Below are 18,695 nucleotides of genomic sequence, written 5' to 3' on the forward strand. Positions count from 1 at the left end.
GACGTCCGGAGGACACATGACCACAGCCGCAGACCGGAGCCCCGACACCGCGGCTGGCCTCGAGGAGACCTACACCGAGGCCGATGTTCATCAGGAGTTCGGGGAGAACCCGAACGAGGTCCGAGACACGAACCATTACCAAGAGGAATACGTCAAGGGGTTCGTGGACAAGTGGGACGACTACATCGGCTGGGAGGGTCGCGCCGCCAGCGAGGGGTCGTTCTTCATCGACCAGCTCAGTGCCCGCGGGGTCGAGAAGGTTCTCGACGTCGCGACGGGCACCGGGTTCAACTCGGTCCAGCTCCTGAAGGCCGGTTTCGAGACGGTCTCCGCCGACGGCAGTGCGGAGATGCTCGCGAAGGCCTTCCAGAACGGTCGCCAGCACGGGCACGTCCTGCGCGTGGTCCAGGCCGACTGGCGCTGGCTCAACCGCGACGTCCACGGTGAGTACGACGCCATCATCTGCCTGGGGAACTCGTTCACCCACCTGTTCAACGAACGGGACCGCCGCAAGGCGCTGGCCGAGTTCTACGCGATGCTCAAGCATGACGGCGTCCTGATCCTCGATCAGCGCAACTACGACGAGATCCTGGACAACGGCTTCTCGTCGAAGCACAAGTTCTTCTACTGCGGCGACACCGTGACCGCGGAGCCCGAGTACATCGACGACGGGCTCGCCCGTTTCCGGTACACGTTCCACGACGACGGTTCCGTGTACCACCTCAACATGTTCCCGCTGCGCAAGGACTACGTGCGCCGGCTCATGCGTGAGGTCGGGTTCCAGAAGATCGACTCGTACGGCGACTTCCAGGAGACCTACGGGACCGAGAGCCCCGATTTCTGGATCCATGTCGCGGAGAAGACCTACCGACCGGACGATGAATTGACGGAGAACTACTCGACGGCGGTCCACACCGCACGCGACTACTACAACTCGACCGACGCCGACACCTTCTACCACGAGGTGTGGGGCGGCGAGGACATCCACGTCGGGCTCTACAACAGCCCCGACGAGCCCATCGCCCCCGCCTCGCAGCGGACGGTGGAGCGGATGGCCGAGGGCATGGACATCACCGCGGAGACCCGCATCCTCGACATGGGCGCGGGCTACGGCGGGTCGGCGCGCTGGCTGGCCAGGACCTACGGCTGCCACGTGACCTGCCTGAACCTCTCCGAGGTCGAGAACGACCGGAACCGCGAGAAGAACCGCGCGCAGGGTCTCGACCACCTCGTCGACGTCGTCGACGGGTCGTTCGAGAGCATGCCGGTGCAGGACAACTACTACGACCTCGTCTGGTCGCAGGACGCGTTCCTGCACTCCGGCGAGCGTCGTGAGGTCGTCGCCGAGATCAACCGCGTGCTCGTGCCGGGCGGTCAGGTCGTCTTCACCGACCCGATGGCCGACGACAACGCGGACACCTCGGCGCTCGCGCCGATCCTCGCGCGCCTGCATCTCGACACCCTCGGGTCGCCGGGCTTCTACCGCGAGGAGTTCGCGAAGCACGGCTTCAACGACTTCACCTTCGAGGACCACACGGACCAGCTCACGACCCACTACGGGCGCGTGCTCTCCGAGCTCGAGGCGGCGGAGCCGAAGTTCGAGGGCGCCATCTCCGACGAGTACATCTCGAACATGAAGACGGGCCTGAAGAACTGGGTGAACGGCGGCAAGAGCGGCCAGCTCAGCTGGGGCATCTTCCGCATCCGTCGCTGACGGACGCACCGCACGAACGCTGTGACGCACGGGGCCGGCCGGGCCTTCCCGGCCGGCCCCGTGCCGCGTTCCGGGGGTCTCTCCGGGGTGGCGTGGCGCGCCTCCGGCATGCCAGCCCTGCGTCCACGCTGGCACTCAACGTCAGGATTCAGGGGAGCACGCCGATAGGGCCACAGGCTCATGTCGACGACACGCCGAGGACGTCGTCCAGCGCGCCGGCGAGAGCCGCGGCCACGGCCTCGCGACGACCCGGGTCGCGGCGCAGCGACCGGGACAGCTCCAGGTGCACGAACGCCGCCCCGCACGCCGCCGCGTCGAGGCCCTGCACGTTGCGCCGCCCCAGGAGGTCGGCCCAGCGCGGGTCCTCCCCCGTGCCCACGCGCTCCCCCGCCGCCCGCAGCCGCGCCTCCACGGCATCGAGCAGCGGCCCGCCCCCCGCGGCGCCCGGGGAGAGCACGGCGTCGACGCCGTCGCGGTCCGCGAACCCGTGCAGCTGGATCTGCGGCAGCCCCCGCGCCGTGAGGACCGACGCCACCCGGGAGAAGGGGGCGTCGGCCCGGGACGAGACGTCGGCCGGGCAGTCGATGCGGTCGACCGCCTCCGGCGGCGCGCCGGCGATGCGGTGCGCCCCGGCCTGGAGCAGGAGGGCGCCGGCACGGCGGTCGCGCAGGGAGAGCCCGACGAGCTCGGTGTCGAGGTCGGCGTTCGGGTGCGGCACCTCCACGACGACGTCCGGCACCACCCCGGGCCGCAGGACGACGACGAGCCACGCACGGTCGCTCGTCGGGTCGGAGGCGAGCACGAGCGTGTCCCCGGAAAAGGTGGCCTCGAGGCCCAGGGACGCGACGCCCGCCGTCTCGCCCCGTCCGAGCGCGGCGGCCAGGGCCTCGAGCGCCGCGGCCTCGTCGTCGTCGGGCGGACGGTAGGGCACGCGGCGCGTCATCGCGGGGACGAGATCGGCGACGAACGCCGTCACGTCGATCTCGCCCACCGGCACGACTCTGCCAGTCGCGGTACCCCGCCGACGGGGCACGTCCGACCTGCGCGGCGTGCCCCTCGCCCGCCGCGCAGGTCAGCGCGCGGGCTGCGGCGGGCCCCAGACGGGTCGGGAGGCGGCGACGGGCGTGCCCGGCGCGCGGCCGCGACGGATCGGCGCGCGACGCGGGGGCCGCGGGCCGTGCGCGCCGGGTGCGGGCGGCGGGACGGGCGGTCCGCCGACCGGGACGAGGGCGCGCGGCGCGGCGGACGGCGGGGAGACGGGCGCCGGGGTGACCGACGTCGGCACGTCCGGCGGCGGCACGGTCGGCGGCGTCGCGAGCCCCCGCGGCGCGGCCGGAGCGACCGGCGCGACCGGGGCGGGGGCGACCGGCCCGACCGGCCCCAGCCCCGGGACGCCGGTGTGCGCGGTCGGCGCGGCGGGCGAGCCGGGCAGCACCGTCGTGGTGGCCGGCGGCGCCGGCGCCAGGGTGATCAACGGGGACTTCCGGCGCCTAGAAGCAGCGAGATACCCGTTCGCTGCGTCAGGGGGCGCCGCGGCCGGCGCATCCGCCGTCGCGACGTAGGGCCACGGGCCCCGGCGGACGGGGGCGGTCGCGAGGCGACGGCGGGAGCGCCCGGGCGGCCCCGCGGGCCCGTCCTCGAGCCGCGCGTGGCGCCCGTTCGGCCCGGACGATGTTGCTCCGGGAGGTGCGGCCGGTGCTGCCATGCGGACCAGTGTGGAGGTCGCCGAACGCCCGTCCTGCCCGGGGGACGGGGGTTGGGCCGATCCGGTGGCGGCCCCGCGGACGACTGTGACGGGGCGCAGCGCAGGATGGGAGGACGGCCCGTCCGTGGACGCCGCTCCTCCTGCCGGAGCAACGCCTGCGTGAGGTCGGACGTCCGTGCACGGGGCCCCGCGCCGACGACGCCGCGCGACCCCCGTCGATCGCCCACTCGTCGCACCAGGGAAGCTGAGGCCCATGACGTCCGTGTCGTCGTCACCGACCGATCCCGGGGCCGTCGACGGTCCGCAGCCCGTGTTCACCGAGTCGTCCCGCCTCCAGGCGCGACTGCACGACCTCGTCCCGGGCGGGGCCCACACCTACGCCCGCGGGTCCGACCAGTACCCCGAGCACATGACGCCGATCATCGAGCGAGGCCGGGGCGCGCGGGTCTGGGACGTCGACGGCAACGCCTACGTCGAGTACGGCATGGGCCTGCGGTCGGTGACGCTCGGGCACGCCTACGAGCCCGTGAACGCGGCGGTGCGCGAGGTGCTCGACCGGGGGCTGTCCTTCTCGCGCCCCAGCCGGCTCGAGGTGGACGCCGCCGAGGACTTCCTGGGCCTCGTCTCGGGCGCGGACATGGTGAAGTTCGCCAAGAACGGCTCCGACGCCACGACCGCGGCGCTCAAGCTCGCCCGCGCCGCCACCGGCCGCGAGACGGTGGCCGTCGCCGACCAGCCGTTCTTCTCCACCGACGACTGGTTCATTGGCAACACCCCGATGAACGCCGGCATCCCCGACGCGGTCCGCGCGGGCACCGTCGGCTTCACCTACAACGACCTCGGCTCGCTGCGCGCGCTCTTCGACGCCCACCCCGGCCGCATCGCGGCGGTGTTCATGGAGGCCGCGACCGCGCTGCACGACCCCGCGCCCGGCTTCCTCGAGGGCGTGCGCGAGATGTGCACGGCCGAGGGCACGGTGCTCGTCTTCGACGAGATGATCACCGGGTTCCGCTGGTCGGCGAGCGGCGCGCAGGCCGTCTACGGCGTCACGCCCGACCTGTCGACGTGGGGCAAGGCCATGGGCAACGGCTTCCCGGTCTCGGCGCTGGCCGGGCGCCGGGAGCTCATGGAGCTCGGCGGGCTGCGCACCGACGCCGACCGCGTCTTCCTGCTCTCCACGACCCACGGCCCCGAGACGGCCGGGCTCACCGCGTTCCGCGCCGTCGTCGAGGCCTACCGCCGCGAGGACCCGGTGGCCACGATGCGCCGCCAGGGCACGACGCTCGCCGAGGCGTGCAACGAGGTCGTCGCCGCGGCCGGGCTCGGCGAGTTCGTCGACGTCGTCGGGCACCCCGCCTGCCTCGTCTTCCGCACCCGCGACGCCTCGTGCCGCCCGTCGCAGGAGATGCGCACGGTGTTCCTCGCCGAGCTGCTGCGCCGCGGCGTCCTCGGGCAGTCGTTCGTCATCTCGGCGGCGCACACCGACGCCGACGTCGAGCAGACCGTCAACGCCGTGGCCGGGGCGCTGCCCGCCTACGAGCGCGCGCTCGAGCTCGGCGCGGACGCGGTGCTCGACGGCCGTCCCGTCGCACCGGCGCTGCGCTCCACCGCCGCGCCCCGCCGGATCCGATGACGGCGGTGACGGGGACGGGTCGCTGGCTCGTCACCGGCGGCGCCGGCTACATCGGCGCGCACACCGTGCGGGCGCTGCGGGCGCGGGGCGACGACGTGGTGGTGCTCGACGATCTCTCCGCCGGGCTCCCCGCACGCGTCGACGACGACGTCCCCCTCGTGCGGGCGAGCGTGCTCGACGAGGACACGGTCGCCGCCACGCTCGCCGAGCACCGCCTCGACGGCGTCCTGCACTTCGCGGCGCGCAAGAGCGTGCCCGAGTCGGTGGCGCACCCGCTGTACTACTGGCGCGAGAACGTCGAGGGCCTGCGCAGCATCCTCGCGGCGTGCGGGCGCGCCGGTGTGGAGCGCTTCGTGTACTCGTCGAGCGCCGCGGTCTACGGCGCGACGACGGGGGCCGCGGTGGCCGAGGACGACCCCTGCGAGCCGGTGAACCCGTACGGCACCACCAAGCTCGCCGGGGAGTGGCTGCTCGCCGACGTGCACCGCGCCACCGGGCTGCGCTACGTCGCGCTGCGCTACTTCAACGTCGCCGGCGCCCGGGACGCGCGCCTGGCCGACCGGGGGCAGGCGAACCTCGTGCCGATCGCGCTCGACGCCGTCGCGCGCGGCGGTGCCCCGACCGTCTTCGGCACCGACTACGACACCCCCGACGGCAGCTGCGTGCGCGACTTCGTGCACGTCGACGACCTCGCCGACGCCCACGTCGCCGCCACCGCCCTGCTCGACGAGCCGTGCGCCGAGACCCTCAACGTCGGCGTCGGCCGGGGCTTCTCGGTGCTCGAGGTGATGGCCACGGTCGGCCGCATCGCCGGGCGCCCCGTCGACCCGGTGATCGCGGAGCGGCGCCCGGGCGACCCGGCGGCCGTGGTCGCCGACGTCTCGCGCATCGCCGGACGTCTCGGCTGGCGCGCCCGTCACGACCTCGACGACATCGTCGCCTCGGCCTGGGAGGCGCGCCTCAGCTCGTCGGCGTCAGGCTCCTGACCGCGCCGGCGCCCCGTCGGGCGACCTTGCGGGCGAGGCCCGTGCCCTTGCGGGCGACCTTGCCGAACAGCTCGCCGACGTCGGTGAGCGGCGTGAGCACGATCCGGTGCATCGCGAACGGCGGCTCGTTCGGCCCGACGAGACCCGGACGGGTGGTGATGGCCGCGCGGTAGCCCGCGCCGCGCGCCACGGACATCGTCCGCTCGTCGTAGTCGCCGGCGTTGCCGTTGGGGTACGCGAGCAGGTCGACGGTCTGGCCCAGGCCCTCCTCGAGCGCGCGGCGCGACGCGGTGAGCTCGTGGCGCTGGGTGCCCTCGTCCTCGCGGGAGAGGATCGGGTGGGTGACGGTGTGCGACCCGATGCCGTGCCCGGTGGCCGCGAGCGCCCGCGCGCCGTCCCAGTCGAGGAACATCGGCGGACGCGGCGGCGGGGGTGGGGCGATGCGCTCGGCGATGCGGGCGACGGCCTCGACGCGCGTGGCGCGGTCGACGAGCTTGAGCTCGTCCTTCAGGGCGGCCTGCGCGGCGCGGCGGGCCGCCGGCGTCGACAGGTCGTGGGTGCGGCCTGCCCACTCCAGGCTCGGCGCGGTGACGCGGTCGAACGCGTCGGCGAGCTCCTCCCACCAGGCGCCGATGCGCCCGGAGAGGATGTCGGAGACGAGGAAGAACGTGCCGTGCATGCCACGGCGGTCGAGCGCGGGCACGGCGGCGTCGAGCCAGTCGGCGTAGCCGTCGTCGAACGTCAGCGCCACGGCCCGCGGGGGCAGCTCGCCACCCGCGGCCAGGGTGTCCACGGCCTCGGAGAGCGGGACGACGGTGCCCAGGCGGTCGATCGCGGCGAGCTGGCGTTCGAAGCCGCGGCGCCCGGCGCCCGGGTCGGCGGGGTAGAAGGGCGTCGGGTCGATGTTGTGCCAGCCCAGCACGAGCAGCCGTCGACTCATGGCGACCGAGCGTATCGGCACCCCGGATCCCGCTGACGAAGCGGCTTTTCTCGCACCCAGTGCAAGCGTGGACGCAGGGCTTGCACCCGGCGGGTGCTCAGCGCGAGCGCGTCCCCGGCATGCGGGCGAGGACGGGCTTGGCGATGTCGCGCAGGCGCGCGCGCAGATCCGGGGACAGGCCGTCGGTGGCCCGGCGGACGCCGGCGTCGACCTGGGCCAGCACACGCGTCGGGTGGAGCGCGCCGGCGACGACGAGGGTCTCGACCGCACGCTCGTCGGTGGCGAAGCGGGCCTTGTAGGTCTCGTCGCCGAGCAGCAGGTCGTACTCGTCGGCGCCCTCCTCGATGGCCTCGCGCACCGTGTGCGCCATGAGCACCAGACCGACGCTCTTGTCCGCCCACGCGGTGTCGAAGCCCGCCTGGAAGTAGGCGTAGCGCCCGCCGATGCGCCAGGCGTAGAGCGCCGCGACGGCCGTGCCCTCCACCTCGAGGAACGACATCCGCAGCCACCCCCGCTCGAGCGCGGCCGCGGCGAAGTCCTCGTGGAAGGCGTGCACGGTCGGGCTCGTGATCGTCGAGCCGCCCTCGCGCTCGTCCCAGCGCGAGTTGTGCAGGCGGAAGAACTCGGCGACGTCGGCGCGGACCTCGCCCGGCACGGCCGTCGCGCGGAACTTCGCGCCCTCGCCGTCGACGAGCGCCCGCTCCTTGCGGCGCACCTGGCTGCGGAAGTTGCGGCTGCGGGCGCCGAGGAACGTGTCCCACGTGTGGCCGGTCAGCGGGACGAAGGGCATGACGCTGCCCCGCAGCCGGGTGGCCGCGACCCGCCCGCGCAGGCCGTCGCCCAGCGCGCCGATCCACGGGGCGCCGGCGTCGACGTTGTGCAGCACGACGGCCTCGCGCCCCAGCGCGCCCGCCGCGGCGCGGGCGACCTCGGCCTCGCGCCCGGCGACCGCCACGGGGGCGAAGCGGTCGCCCACGTTGGCGCCGGCGAAGCGCACGGTGCGCCCCGAGCGGCACAGGGGCAGCAGACCCGCCAGCGAGCCGTCCGCGTCGCGCACGCGCACCACGAACGGCGGCGCGTCGGCGCCGTAGTGGCGGGCGTAGGCGCCGTACCACTCGGGCGTCGTGAACGCGTTCCCCGCGGCCTCCGCCAGGGCGCGCCACTCGTCGACCAGACCCGGCTCGTCGGCGGGGTCGGCGAGGATCTCGACGTCACGGCTCACGATCCCGAGGCTAACGGGCGCTGCAGTTCCCCCATCGGGGCCGACCCGCGACTCAACCTCCGGCCCTCCCGGACGTCTTCAGGAACGGTGAGCGGAGATTCGGCAACGGGACCGGGTCCACTGCCCGACGGCGGTGGCCCGGACACGCCTCGGTACCGTGGAAAGGCCCCGGCGCGCGGATCCGCTCCCCAACGGCCCGCCGCGACCCCGACCCTTCTGCGAGGACCCCCTGCGATGAAGGTCAGTGTCTTCGGTCTCGGTTACGTGGGCACGGTGAGCGCCGCCTGCCTCGCCACGGAAGGCCACGACGTCGTCGGTGTCGACGTCAACCCGGCCAAGCTCGCGATGATCGGCGAGGGTCGCACCCCGGTGGTCGAGGAGCGCATCGGCGAGATCATCGCCGAGGTCGTCGCCTCCGGACGGCTGACGGTCACCGACGACGTCGCCACCGCCGTCCACGGCACCGACCTCTCGCTCGTGTGCGTCGGCACGCCCTCGGCGTCCAACGGCAGCCTCGACACCACCTACCTGCAGCGCGCCGCGCAGGAGATCGGCGGCGCGCTCGCGACGCGCGACGACAGCGCGGGCCGCCACACCGTGGTCTTCCGCTCGACGATGCTGCCCGGCACGTGCCTGGGCGTCCTCGTGCCGCTGCTCGAGGAGGCCTCGGGCCTCATCGCGGGCCAGGACTTCGGCGTCGCGGTGAACCCCGAGTTCCTGCGCGAGGGCTCGAGCGTCAAGGACTTCTACGACCCGCCCAAGACCGTGGTCGGCGAGCTCGACCCGGCCAGCGGCGACGCCGTCCTCTCCCTCTACGCCGGCCTCGGGGCCCCGGAGTTCCGGGTGGAACCGCCGGTGGCCGAGATGACGAAGTACGTCGACAACACGTTCCACGGACTCAAGATCGGGTTCGCGAACGAGATCGGCGCCCTGGCCCGCGAGCTCGGCGTCGACTCCCACGACGTCATGGAAATCTTCCTGTCGGACACCAAGCTGAACATCAGCCCGGCGTACCTGCGCCCGGGCTTCGCGTTCGGCGGCTCGTGCCTGCCCAAGGACCTGCGCGGGCTGGTGCACGCCGCGCGTCGCCACGACGTCCGGGTGCCGATCCTCGAGAACGTGCTGCCGTCCAACGACGAGCACATCCAGCGCGCGTTCGAGCACGTCGCGGCCACCGGCAAGCGACGGGTCGGCGTGTTCGGCCTCGCGTTCAAGGGCGGCACCGACGACCTGCGCGAGAGCCCGCTGGTCGAGCTCTGCGAGCGGATGCTCGGCAAGGGCTACGACCTGCGCATCTACGACCCCGCCGTCGTCGAGTCGGCGCTGCTCGGGGCCAACCGCGCGTTCATCGAGGCCCACCTGCCGCACCTGCGCGACCTCCTCGTCGACACCGTCGCCGAGGTCGTCGACCACGCGGAGGTGCTCGTCGTCGGGAAGGCGGACGACGACGTCCGTACCGCGCTCGGCCACGGCACCCCCGTGCCCGTCATCGACCTCGTCCGGCTCCCGGACGCGGCGGCGCGTCGCCAACAGGAAGGATATGTCGGCCTTGCCTGGTAGAGCCCTGATCGTCGTCGAGAACCTCTCGGTCCCGTTCGACCGGCGGGTCTGGCAGGAGTGCCAGACCCTCACCGGCCACGGCTGGGAGGTCGAGGTGATCTGCCCGCTGGGGACGAAGCGGGACACCGAGACCGAGGTCGTCATCGACGGCGTCCGGATCCACCGCTACCCCCTCGTGGCCGCCACCGGGGGGCCGCAGGGCTACCTCAAGGAGTACGGCACCGCCCTCTGGCACACGAACCGGCTGATCAAGCGCATCCAGAAGCGCGCGCCGGTCGACGTGGTCCACCTGTGCAACCCGCCGGACCTGCTGTTCCTCCCCGCGCTGCGCGCGAAGGCCCGCGGCGCCCGCATCATCTTCGACCAGCACGACCTCGTGCCGGAGCTCTACCTCTCACGCTTCCGCGAGAAGCGCGACTCGATGTACTGGGCGATGCGCCTGCTGGAGTGGGGCACCTACCGCACCGCGGACACCGTCATCGCCACCAACGAGAGCTACCGCGCCGTGGCCACCGGCCGCGGGCGGGTGCCGGTCGAGGACACGTTCGTGGTCCGCAGCGCGCCGGCCGTCGAACGGTTCCGGCTGCGCGACGCCGAGCCGGCGCTGGCCCGGGGCAAGGAGCACCTGCTCTGCTACCTCGGCGTCATGGGCCCGCAGGACGGCGTCGACTACGCGATCCGCGCGCTGGCCGACCTCGCCGAGCGCCGTGACGACTGGCACGCGGTCTTCATGGGCACCGGCGACGCGTTCGACGACGTCGTCGCCCTGTCCCACGCCTACGGGCTCGACGACCGCGTCACGTTCACCGGGCGCATCTCCGACGAGGACGTGCTGCGGCACCTGTCCACCGCGTCGGTGTGCCTGGCCCCGGACCCGCGCAATCCCCTCAACGACGTGTCCACCATGAACAAGATCATGGAGTACATGGCGATGGAGCGGCCCGTGGTGTCGTTCGACCTGGTCGAGGCGCGGGTCTCGGCGGGCGAGGCGGCGGTCTACGCCCGCCCCAATGACGTCGGCGAGTTCGCGGGCCTGGTGTCCGAGCTGCTCGACGACCCCCGTCGCCGCCGGGCGATGGGCGAGATCGGCGTGGAACGGGTTTCCGGGCCGCTCTCGTGGACGAACTCCGAGAAGGAACTGCTGGCCGCGTACGAATCGGCCACGCGAGGTCGCTGAGCATGAACCACGCCGCCGACCCCGCGCGAAGGCGCTCCGACGGGCGAAGCACGTCTGAGACTCCGACGCTCGACATTAGGATGCCGGCAGGTAGCCGCTCCGAGCGACACGCCGAGGACCCGAGGAAAGGCACGTCATGAGCCCGCTCCAGATCCAGTGGGATCGCATCCGCCGCCGGTGGGCGCTGATCCTGATCATCGGCATCGTGGCAGCGGCCGGTTCGCTGGGGGCCTCGCTCCTGCAGGGATCGACCTACACCGGCCGGTCCGCGTTGACGATCGTCTCGCAGGACCGCGCGCCCGAGCAGGACACCGTCCTCGCCCAGGGCTATGCCGACTACTTCAACCAGGCGTCGTCGCAGCAGCAGCTGCGCCAGACCGCCGGTATCGACTCCTCGGTGGGCCTCAACGCCCGCATCGCCGCCGCCAGCCCGATCGTCTACATCGAGGCCGTCGCGGACAGCCCCGAGGTCGCCTCGGACGCCGCGACGAAGATGGCCGTCGCCCTGCGCGACGACGTCAACTCCAGCCTCGGCGGGGACTCGCAGGCCCGGCAGCTCGCCGACCTCAACCAGCAGCTCGCCACGGCCCAGCGGACCGGCGACCAGGCCCAGGTGAGCACGCTCCAGCGCCAGATCAGCGAGCTCCAGGGCCAGAGCACCAACCAGCTGCAGGACCTCCAGCTCAACGCCGGCGTCGTCGCCAACCCCACGAACGCGGGCCGCAACGCCGCCGCCGCCCTGGTCGGCGGTCTGCTCCTCGGCGCCCTGCTGGCCATGGCCCTCGGCCGCTTCGAGAACCGCATCGTGACCCCGAACGAGGTCCGCGACCGCCTCGGCCTCCAGGTCCTCGCGGCCGTCGGCGGCAAGCGCAAGTCCGGTGAGAACGCCCGCAACGAGATGCTCCGCGCGCTCATGGGCCTCACCAACGCGCACGGCATGCCCGTGCCGGGCTCGCTCGCGATCACCGGCCCCACCACGACGCGCGCCTCGAAGACCCGGGTCGCCGTCGCGCTCGCCGGCCTGCGCGCGCTGCAGGGCCAGACGACGCTTCTGGTCCAGGCCGACTTCGAGAGCGACGCCGGCGGCTCGTCGGAGCTCGCCTCGATGTCCGGTGTGGCCGACTTCCTCGCCGAGCGCGGCGACAGCCGTCTCGACGGCAAGGTGTTCTCCAACGGCCGCGCGCTGCTGGTGTCCCCGCGGGGCAGCAAGCGCGACGACCTGTTCGCGCTGTTCTCCCGCTCGCACGTCTCCCGCCTGCTCCAGCAGGGCTCGATGCTCGCCGACCTGGTGATCATCGACGCCCCGCCGGTCCAGTCCGTCGAGGGCCAGGTCGTCTGCTCCGCCGCCGACCGCTCGCTGCTGGTGGTCGAGGAGGGCGAGACCCGTTCCCGCGACGCCTCCGCGGCGCTCGAGGCGCTGGCCCAGGCCGGCGGCACCGCCCTCGGTGTCGTGCTCGTCCGCAACCCGAGCCAGCTCGTCGACCCCGGCTTCCTCGCCGAGCGGTCCTGGTCGCCGGTGCGCCTGCCGGCCGGTCCGTCCGTGCCGCAGGCCCGCCCGGCGCCCGTCGGTGGCCCCGGTGGTCCGGGTGTGCCCGCCGGCCAGCCCGGTCCCGGGCGCCCGGCCCAGGTCCCGCCGGCCGACCGCACGGCCCCGATCTCCCGCGAGAAGCTCGAGGAGGCCCGCGCCGCGATGGGCGCCGGCGCCGCCGGAGCAGCGGCGGGTGCCGCGGCCGGCTCGGCCTCGGGCGGCCCGGAGGGCGCCAACGGCGCCCCCGTGAACGGTGCCGCGAAGCCCACCAACGGCACCGCGGTGCGCAGCGGGGCCGGCGGTTCCGGAGGCGCCGGGAACTCCGCCCCGAAGGGCACCAACGGCGCGCCCGTCGACCGTCCCGCGCCGCGGCGTGAGGAGCGCCGGGACGACAAGCCGGCGGGCGGCACGTCCGCTTCCGGCGCGAAGCCGTCCCCGGCCGCGAAGCCCTCCCCCGCCGGCCAGGCGGGTGCCCAGCCGGGTGCCCCGTCGGCCGGGCAGCCCGGTGACCGCTCCGGCGGCCCCCAGGGCGGCTCGAAGCCCGGCACGGGCCCCTCGGCCGGTGGCGCCTCCGGCGCGTCGTCGCCGTCGGCGTCGGCCGCTCCCGCGAAGCCGGCCCCCGGCGGCGCTCCCGGCCAGCCCGCGCCGTCGGGCCCCGAGGGCGCGCCCGGCGTCAGCGTGCACACCCGCCGCGGCTCGGGCGTCAAGCCCTCGCCGAGCCCGAAGCCCGGCGTCGGCGCCGGCCCGCAGCCGAAGGGCCCCCAGCCCACCGGCGGCCAGCAGGGCGGCCAACAGGGGGGCCAGCAGGGCGCCCCGCAGAACGGGCAGCCCTCCGCGTCCGCGCGGCCCGCCACCTCGGCGCCGAAGCCGGCGACGTCGTCCGGCGCGAAGGCCGGGAGCGCGTCGGCGTCGCCGAGCTCGCCCCCCGGCGCGAAGCGCGTCGGCACGGCGCGGTTCTCCTCCAGCGCCTCCGGCGCGGCCCCGAACGGCAACGGCGGCTCGCCGTCGTCGAAGGACAGCGGCCCCGCCAAGGGCACGGACAGCGCGGCACCGAGCGCGCAGCAGGCCGGCGGGCTCTCCGCCCCCACGGTCACGCTGCGCACGGAGAAGTGAGCCTGCTCCCGGGGCGCTTCCGCGCCTCGTCCCGCCGTGACCTGGTCATCGGCGCCATCACGGTCGTCGGCGTCCTCGGGCTCGCGTTCGCGGCGCCCGACGACGTCGGCATCCTGCTGGCGGCGCTGGCCGTCGGGGCCGGGGTGGGCCTGCTGGCCCTGAGCAACCCGCTGCTGGCGCTGCTGCTGGTGTTCGTCTCGAGCTTCCTGCGCACCGCGCAGAAGGAGTTCGTCTCGATGGAGGCCCTGACCCCGGCGTTCTACGCGATGGTGCTCGCCCTCGCGCTCGCCGTGGCCCAGCGCGCCAAGCAGATGCCCCGGCTCGGGGTCATCGAGTGGCTGATGACGGTCTACGTCGTCTGGAACGTCCTCTCGATGTGGCTGCCGCACGAGTACGAGGCGATCGACCCGGTCACCGGCGCGTCCGTGGACGTCTGGCGCTGGATCTTCAGCGGTGTCCTGCTACCGATCGTGGTGTACATCGTCGCCAAGAGCGTCCTCGACGACGAGCGCTCCGTGCGCTATCTGCTGTGGACCACGGTCGCGATGGGCGCCTACTCGGCGTGGGTCAGCATCCTGCAGTTCCACGGGCCGAAGTCGCTGGTCTGGCCGTCGTACATCGTCGACTCGCCGAACTGGAAGGGCCGCGCGAACGGGGTGTTCAACCAGCCCGTCGTCAACGGGATGATCCTGGTCATCGCGTTCGTGGTCTGCCTGTTCCTGGCGTCGCGCCCGGACACCAAGAAGTGGATGCGCTGGGGCCTGTGGGCCCTCGCCGGGATCCTCGCCTACTCGGTCTACCTCACCCACACCCGCGCCGCGCTGCTCGCGCTGGTCGTCGTGGTCGGGCTCGGCATCGTCTTCGCCGCCGGGTGGCGCCGCGCCTTCGTCGTCTCGGGTCTGCTCGGGCTCGCGGCCGTCGGGGCCAACGCGTCGACGTTCTTCTCGAGCGACCGGTCGGCCGGCGGTGTCGGTTCGTCGAACGAGGTCTACGACCGGCTCAACATCATGGCCACGTCGCTGCGCGCGATCGGCGAGCACCCGTTCGTCGGCATCGGCATCGGCCGCTTCCAGGTCTACAACACCTACGAGCACGTCACGTGGTCGCAGGAGATCGACTGGAACCGCGGCCTCGGCATCATCTCGCACGAGAACGAGCTGGGGATCGGCGCCGAGCTCGGCATCCCGGGCCTGCTCATGTGGCTCGCGATCCTCGTGACGGTGTTCTGGGCGCTGTGGCGGGCGATGCACGACCTGCCGCGCGACACGTTCCTCGGCGCCCCGCTGGCCCTGGTCGGCGGGATGGCGATGACGGTCCTCGTGGTCAACGGCATCACCGTCGACCTGCGCGTCCTCGACTTCGCCAGCATGATCCCGTTCCTCTACGCCGGCATGGTCGTGGGTCAGCTCGACCGCTTCAACGCCGACCGGTTCACCGCCCGCCCGGGCGCGGCCGGAGGCGGACTGCCCGGCGGGATGACGCCCGACGAGGTCTCGGCCTGGTACGACGCGCACCCGCGGGACGAGGCCGGCAAGCCCGGCGACACCCGGGGGCGCGGTGGCCTCGTGGGGGCCCCGTGACGCGTCGTCCGCCGCGCACCCTCTGGGTCTCCACCAGCACGACCACCCAGGGCGGCATCGCCACCTGCGTGCGGACGCTGTCGGCCACGGGGCTCTGGGAGCGGTGGGGCGTCCGGCACGTCGCCACGCACCGCGACGGCTCGTCGGCGACCAAGGCGCTGACGTTCGCCCGCGGCCTCGGGCGCTACACGGCCGAGATGATGCTGCGCCGGCCCGACCTGGTGCACATCCACATGTCGTCCGCCGGCAGCTTCGTGCGCAAGGCCGCGCTGGCCTGGCTCGCGTACCTGCTGCGCGTGCCGGTGGTGCTGCACGTGCACTCGGGGCGCTTCCACCTCTTCCACGACCGCGCGCCCGCGCCGCTGCGCCGGGTCATCGCCGCGACGCTGACGCGCGCCGACGTGGTGATCGCGCTCGGCGAGCTGATGCGCAGCCGGCTCGCCGCGATCGCCCCGGGCGCCCGCCTCACCTCGCTGCCCAACCCCGTCCCGATCTCCCCGGTCACCCGGCGGCCCGCGGGCGCGGCGCCGCACGTGGTGTTCCTCGGGCGCATCTGGGACAAGAAGGGCGCGTTCGCGCTGCTCGAGGCCTGGGCCAAGGTCGGCGCGGGCAGCGGCCACCTCACGATGGCCGGCGACGGCGAGCACGAGCGGGCGCGCACGACGGCCCGCGAGCTGGGCGTGGCCGACTCGGTGACCGTGCACGACTGGCTCTCGACCGCACAGGTGGACGAGCTGCTCGCCGACGCCGACGTCCTCGCGCTGCCCTCGGAGAACGAGGGCCAGCCGATGGTCGTGCTCGAGGCCATGTCGCGCGGGCTCGCCGTGCTCGCGACGCGGGTCGGCGGGATCCCCGAGATCGTCTCCGACGGCGTCGAGGGGCTGCTCGTGCCGTCGCACGACGCGGGGGCACTCGCCGACGCGCTCGGCGACCTGCTCGCCGACGAGGGCCGCCGGCGGGCGCTGGGCGAGGCCGGTGCGGCCCGGGCCCGCGCCGAGTTCGCCGCCGACGCCGTGGCGGCGCGCATCGAGGGCATCTATCACGAGGTCCTGTCCGGGCGCGGACAGAGGGCTCGGGGGCCCGTGTCGTCCCCCTCGCTACGCTCAGGTACATGATCGACGGAACGGTCACGCAGTGAGACGGCCCCGACGTCCGGTGCAGACCGAGGGCCCGCTGCGGGTCCTGTTCGTCGTCCCGCACATGGCCGTCGGCGGGGCCGAGCGCCACGTCGCCACGCTGCTCACCGGGTTCGACCCCGAGCGCTTCGCCGGCTCGCTGCTCTGTCTCCAGCAGCAGGGCGGCCCGGGCACCGACCTGGCCACCGTCCGGGACGCCGGCCTGCCCACCGTCGAGCTGCACCGCGGCAAGCGCAACGTGCCCGGCCTGCTCGTCGACCTCGTGCGCCACCTGCGCCGCGAGCGTCCCGACGTCGTGATCCTGCGCGGCTTCAACGCCGAGACCCTGGGCCGCATCGCGGGCGTGCTGGCCGGTGTGCCGCGCCTCGCGGTGTGGGTGCACAACTGCGGCGACGTCGTCCCGCACAGCCGCCTGCGCCGCACCGTCGACGGGGTGCTGGCCAAGGTCACCGACGCCGTCTACGGCGTCGCCCACGCCCAGACGCCCTACATCACCGGCGAGCTCGGCCACGACGCCGACAAGGTCCGCATCGTGCACAACGGCACCCAGCTCGGGTTCACGACGCCGGAGGCCTCGGGCCGCGACACCACGCTCGCGCACGAGCTGGGCATCGCCGACGACGAGCTGGTCATCGGCACCGCGGCGGTCATGCGCCCGGAGAAGGACCAGGCCACGCTGCTGCGGGCCTTCCGGCGGGTGGCCGACGCGCGCACCGACGTGAAGCTCCTGCTCGCCGGCGACGGCCGCGAGCGCCCCCGCCTCGAGGCGCTGGTCGACGAGCTGGGCCTGCGCGAGCGGGTGCTGTTCCTGGGCCACCGCGACGACGTGCCGCGCCTGCTGCGGGTGTTCGACGTCTTCACGCTCAGCAGCAAGACCGTCGAGTGCTTCCCGATGTCGGTGCTCGAGGCGATGAGCGCCTCGCTGCCGGCGGTGTGCACCGCGGTCGGCGGGGTGCCCGAGATGATCGAGGACGGCGTCACCGGCCGCGTCGTGCCCCGCGAGGACCCCGAGGCGCTGGCCGCCGCGTTCCTCGACGTGCTGGGCGACCCGGCCCGCGCCCGCGCCATGGGGCTCGCGGGCCGCCGCCGGGTGCGCGAGGAGTTCACCCTGCGGCGCTCGATCGACCGCGCGCAGGCCGTCATCGAGGAGACCGCCGGGCGCCCCGTGCGGGAGACCGATGCCCTCGCCGCCGGGCGCTGAGGCCGGCCCGCACGGGCCGGTCCGGGTCACCCTCGTCCTCGACGTCGCCGCGGTCGGCGGCGCCGAGACCGTCCTGCGCAACACGTTCGGTCACCTCGACCCCAGCCGGGTCGTCACCGACGTCGTCTGCCTGCGCGAGGCCGGACCGCTGGCCGACGACTTCCGCGCCGTGACCGACGGGGTGACGACGCTGCCCCGCGGGGGTCGTTTGGACCGTGCCGGGCTCGGCCGCATCCCCCGGCTCGCCGCGCACTTCCGGCGCCGCCGCACCGACGTCGTCGTCGTCTCGCACCACCACCGCGCGGCGCTGACGCTCGCGCGGATCGCGGCGGTCCTGGCGGGGGCCCGGTCGGTCGTCGCCGCCCACGACATGGACCTCACCCGCGTCGGGTCCCGCGTCCTGCCGCGGTACGTCGTCGAGACGCTGTTCCTGAGCTCGGGGCTGGCGCTGCTCGCCCCCAGCCAGGGCCGCTACCTGCACGAGGAGGAGGGCGTCGGCGCCTCCTGGCGCAGCCGGGCGCGCGAGTACGTCGTCCCCAACGGGATCCCGGCGCCCGAGCCCGTGCCGCCGGGGCGCCGCGCCGAGGTGCGCGCCGAGCTGGGCGTCGCCGACGACGACGTCGTGGTGCTCATGGTCGCGCGGCTGAGCCGCCAGAAGGCCCACGACGTCATGTTCGACGCGATCGCCCGCGCCGACCGCCCGAACCTCCGGCTGGTCGTCGTCGGGGACGGCAAGCGGCGCGAGGAGCTCGAGGCGCTCGTCGCGGAGCGGGGCCTGGAGAAGGCGGTGACGTTCCTCGGGCTGCGCCGCGACGTCCCGCGCCTGCTCGCGGGCGGCGACGTGTTCGCGCTGTCCTCGGTGCACGAGGGCGTCCCGATCTCGGTGATCGAGGCGATGACCGCGGGGCTGCCGGTGGTGGCCACCGACGTCGGCGCGCTGCGCGACCAGGTCACCGAGGGCGTCGACGGCTTCCTCGTCCCCTCCGGCGACGCCGAGGGGCTCGCCGAGCGCCTCGCGCGGCTCGCCGACGACCCCGCACTGCGCGCCGAGCTCGGGCGTCGCGCGCAGGAGCGTGCCCGCGCCGAGTTCACCGTCGAGAACACCGCCGCGGCGTTCACCGAGATGGTCGAGTCGGTGGCCCGGCGCTAGCGGGGTCTTGGGGCGAACGGCCGGTTTGGAGCGAACGGGCGGTTCGCTGC

14 protein-coding genes are annotated in these 18,695 nt (G+C 74.2%); 10 read left to right on the forward strand and 4 right to left on the reverse strand.

Features of this window, described 5'->3' with window-relative positions; all coding sequences use genetic code 11:
• Positions 1-16 precede the first annotated feature (16 nt).
• Positions 17-1,714: a glycine/sarcosine N-methyltransferase gene (locus tag PH191_RS08560; protein ID WP_274194196.1), complete on the forward strand. Its 1,698-nt coding sequence runs from the start codon at positions 17-19 to the stop codon at positions 1,712-1,714.
• Between the two features lie 178 nt (positions 1,715-1,892).
• Here PH191_RS08560 and PH191_RS08565 read toward each other — a convergent pair whose 3' ends face one another.
• Both PH191_RS08565 and PH191_RS08570 read right to left on the reverse strand, forming a co-directional pair.
• Positions 1,893-2,705 carry a hypothetical protein gene (locus tag PH191_RS08565; protein WP_274194197.1) on the reverse strand — a complete coding sequence of 271 codons (813 nt, stop codon included), beginning with the start codon at positions 2,703-2,705 and terminating at the stop codon, positions 1,893-1,895.
• Between the two features lie 81 nt (positions 2,706-2,786).
• Positions 2,787-3,419, reverse strand: coding sequence for a hypothetical protein (locus tag PH191_RS08570; protein WP_274194198.1), 633 nt, complete (start codon positions 3,417-3,419; stop codon positions 2,787-2,789).
• A gap of 253 nt (positions 3,420-3,672) precedes the next feature.
• Between PH191_RS08570 and PH191_RS08575 the strand changes: the two genes are divergently transcribed.
• Both PH191_RS08575 and galE read left to right on the forward strand, forming a co-directional pair.
• Positions 3,673-5,052: a glutamate-1-semialdehyde 2,1-aminomutase gene (locus PH191_RS08575; protein WP_274194199.1), complete on the forward strand. Its 1,380-nt coding sequence runs from the start codon at positions 3,673-3,675 to the stop codon at positions 5,050-5,052.
• 5 nt (positions 5,053-5,057) lie between these two features.
• Positions 5,058-6,038: a UDP-glucose 4-epimerase GalE gene (gene galE / locus PH191_RS08580; protein WP_274194200.1), complete on the forward strand. Its 981-nt coding sequence runs from the start codon at positions 5,058-5,060 to the stop codon at positions 6,036-6,038.
• Here galE and PH191_RS08585 read toward each other — a convergent pair.
• Both PH191_RS08585 and PH191_RS08590 read right to left on the reverse strand, forming a co-directional pair.
• Positions 6,013-6,978, reverse strand: a complete 966-nt coding sequence (locus tag PH191_RS08585) for a polysaccharide deacetylase family protein (RefSeq protein WP_274194201.1) — start codon at positions 6,976-6,978, stop codon at positions 6,013-6,015. The two genes, galE and PH191_RS08585, sit on opposite strands and share 26 nt — an antisense overlap.
• A gap of 97 nt (positions 6,979-7,075) precedes the next feature.
• Entirely contained in the window at positions 7,076-8,200 is a 1,125-nt protein-coding gene (locus tag PH191_RS08590; RefSeq protein ID WP_274194202.1) for a GNAT family N-acetyltransferase, read from the reverse strand.
• Between the two features lie 234 nt (positions 8,201-8,434).
• Between PH191_RS08590 and PH191_RS08595 the strand changes: the two genes are divergently transcribed.
• The 7 genes from PH191_RS08595 (at position 8,435) to PH191_RS08625 (ending at position 18,645) form a co-directional block, all read left to right on the forward strand.
• Positions 8,435-9,760, forward strand: a complete 1,326-nt coding sequence (locus PH191_RS08595; protein ID WP_274194203.1) for a nucleotide sugar dehydrogenase — start codon at positions 8,435-8,437, stop codon at positions 9,758-9,760.
• The gene (locus tag PH191_RS08600) at positions 9,741-10,937 is read left to right on the forward strand and encodes a glycosyltransferase family 4 protein (RefSeq protein WP_274194204.1); all 1,197 of its coding nucleotides are present in this window, start codon (positions 9,741-9,743) and stop codon (positions 10,935-10,937) included. Before PH191_RS08595 ends, PH191_RS08600 begins: the two co-directional genes overlap by 20 nt.
• A 136-nt stretch (positions 10,938-11,073) precedes the next feature.
• Positions 11,074-13,578, forward strand: coding sequence for a hypothetical protein (locus tag PH191_RS08605; RefSeq protein WP_274194205.1), 2,505 nt, complete (start codon positions 11,074-11,076; stop codon positions 13,576-13,578).
• On the forward strand, positions 13,575-15,158 hold the full coding sequence (locus tag PH191_RS08610; RefSeq protein WP_274194206.1) for an O-antigen ligase family protein: 1,584 nt from the start codon (positions 13,575-13,577) through the stop codon (positions 15,156-15,158). Before PH191_RS08605 ends, PH191_RS08610 begins: the two co-directional genes overlap by 4 nt.
• Positions 15,155-16,273 (forward strand): glycosyltransferase family 4 protein, encoded by a 1,119-nt coding sequence (locus tag PH191_RS08615; RefSeq protein WP_274194207.1) that lies wholly within the window; start codon positions 15,155-15,157, stop codon positions 16,271-16,273. The genes PH191_RS08610 and PH191_RS08615 overlap by 4 nt, the downstream gene beginning before the upstream one ends.
• A gap of 19 nt (positions 16,274-16,292) precedes the next feature.
• Entirely contained in the window at positions 16,293-17,495 is a 1,203-nt protein-coding gene (locus PH191_RS08620; protein ID WP_274194208.1) for a glycosyltransferase, read from the forward strand.
• Positions 17,473-18,645, forward strand: coding sequence for a glycosyltransferase (locus PH191_RS08625; protein WP_274194209.1), 1,173 nt, complete (start codon positions 17,473-17,475; stop codon positions 18,643-18,645). Before PH191_RS08620 ends, PH191_RS08625 begins: the two co-directional genes overlap by 23 nt.
• The last annotated feature ends 50 nt before the right edge of the window (positions 18,646-18,695 follow it).

Origin of the sequence: Actinomycetospora callitridis (assembly GCF_028737265.1) — a bacterium.
Lineage (GTDB): Bacteria > Actinomycetota > Actinomycetes > Mycobacteriales > Pseudonocardiaceae > Actinomycetospora > Actinomycetospora callitridis.